This window comes from Pseudoalteromonas sp. S2755 (assembly GCF_005886535.1).
GTDB lineage: Bacteria > Pseudomonadota > Gammaproteobacteria > Enterobacterales > Alteromonadaceae > Pseudoalteromonas.
In genome coordinates, this window is record NZ_PNDS01000290.1 from 1 (window position 1) to 235 (window position 235).

1 pseudogene is annotated in these 235 nt (G+C 49.8%); it reads left to right on the forward strand.

Annotated elements, in window-relative coordinates:
- Nucleotides 1-20: 20 nt before the first annotated feature.
- A pseudogene (locus tag CWC03_RS23260) lies at nucleotides 21-224 on the forward strand (S-methyl-5-thioribose-1-phosphate isomerase); the annotation flags it as partial.
- Between the last annotated feature and the right edge of the window lie 11 nt (nucleotides 225-235).

Sequence of the window (235 nt, forward strand, 5' to 3'; positions counted from 1 at the left end):
CTTTGAAAGAGCGGGATGTCTTGAAAACCTTAATTGCACGTCGTCTTAAATTCGAATCGGGCGTGGGACTGGTAATGGATCATGACTTACTGCCACAGCAACCGGTGTGGCATGAATGCCGCGACGGTGCGACGAGGAGCGAGCTAATTCTGACACTTAAGGTCCGCGGCGCTCCGCTTATTGTGTTAGCGGCAAGATTGTTAATTGGGTATCTTGCCGAACAGTGAGAAGATAA